1 protein-coding gene is annotated in these 1,356 nt (G+C 47.4%); it reads left to right on the top strand.

Annotation, left to right across the window (positions count from 1 at the left end; translation table 11 throughout):
* Positions 1-124: 124 nt before the first annotated feature.
* Positions 125-1,330, top strand: a complete 1,206-nt coding sequence (locus IEW88_RS18615) for an IS4 family transposase (protein WP_147905577.1) — start codon at positions 125-127, stop codon at positions 1,328-1,330.
* Positions 1,331-1,356 lie beyond the last annotated feature (26 nt).

The following is a 1,356-nucleotide window of genomic DNA, read 5'->3' on the forward strand; positions in this document are numbered from 1 at the left end:
CTGAGGTATCCCCACAAAAATATGAGTAAAATCATAGAGGTGATACAAAAAATTAAGTAAGTGAGAACATTCATGGTGTTCGGTGATCAGATCTATCGCCAAACAAACCTACCAAGGAAGCACCATGAATGTTCGTCACATGCTAACCAATTTCCTCCACTCTGTCACACCCTCAATGCACACTGCTCGTCGACAATCGTTAGAAAATTGCATCCTTAGCGCGTCCCTGAAGAACCATCTGACAGTCACTTCGTTAGGACGTGGTATTGACACAAAAGCTTATGAAAAACATCGTATTAAAAGTGCAGACCGTCTGCTTTCCAATCTGAACTTACACCGCGAAATCCCCGATATTTATCGTCAAATCAGTCGGCTCTTCTTAAGTGGCCTCGCTCAGCCAGTGCTGTTGGTGGATTGGTCAGATATGGAACCAGAGCAAAAGAACTTCCTGCTTCGGGCTGCTTTGGTATGTCAGGGCCGCTCCGTGACCGTGTATGAAGAAGTCCACCCTTTGGAACGAAGAGATAAACCTGCGACCCATCGTCAGTTTCTGGATAACCTCAAAAATATCATTCCGTCCTCATGCAAGCCCATCGTGGTGACAGATGCAGGCTTTAGAGGGCCATGGTTCAGACAAGTCCTTGATACTGGATGGGATTATCTGGGCAGAGTGCGGCATCAAACTCAGTACGAGGTAAAACCGGATAATTGGCTGCCGTGCAAGTCGTTGTATGAGCAGGCCAGCGGAAAAGCCCTTTGGTTTGATGAGGTGAGCGTGGCAAAAAGCAATCCATTCAAAACGACGTTGGTGTTGTATAAAGGCCAATCAAAGGGGCGGCACGCCTTGAATCGTAAAGGCCAACCCAAACGCAGTGGGACCAGTTTAAATGCAGCAGAGGGCTGGAAGGAACCCTGGTTGTTGGCCACTTCACTTGAGGTTAAAACAGCGGCTCAGGCAAGTGCAGTCGTCAAACGCTATGGTGCCCGTATGCAGATAGAAGAAAGCTTCAGGGACCATAAATCCGAGCGGTTCGGGCTTGGGATGAATATGCATAAAACAAAGAGTACTCAACGGCTTATGGTGTTAGTAATGATAGGCACTTTATCCTGTCTCTATCTTCATCTGCTGGGTTTGGTGGCTAGATATGCAGGGTTGGCTCGACGATTCCAGGCTAATACAGAAAAGCGCCGTCATGTGCTGAGTTGTGTTTTTTTAGGGGCCAGAATTCTAGCAACGAGGGAGGAAGATATGGACGTAGAAAACGAGTTTGGAATAATCGAACGGTTCAGACAGCATACTGCTGAGTATGCTGTCCGGTGGGCTGCTTAATGAAAAATTCGTGGGGATCCCTCAGG

Origin of the sequence: Rheinheimera tangshanensis, from assembly GCF_014645135.1 — a bacterium.
GTDB classification, from domain to species: Bacteria; Pseudomonadota; Gammaproteobacteria; order Enterobacterales; family Alteromonadaceae; genus Pararheinheimera; species Pararheinheimera tangshanensis.

Excerpts from the sequence above, each read along its gene's own strand:
- IEW88_RS18615 (WP_147905577.1), top strand. The coding sequence starts at position 125 with ATGAATGTTCGTCACATGCTAACCAATTTCCTCCACTCTGTCACACCC.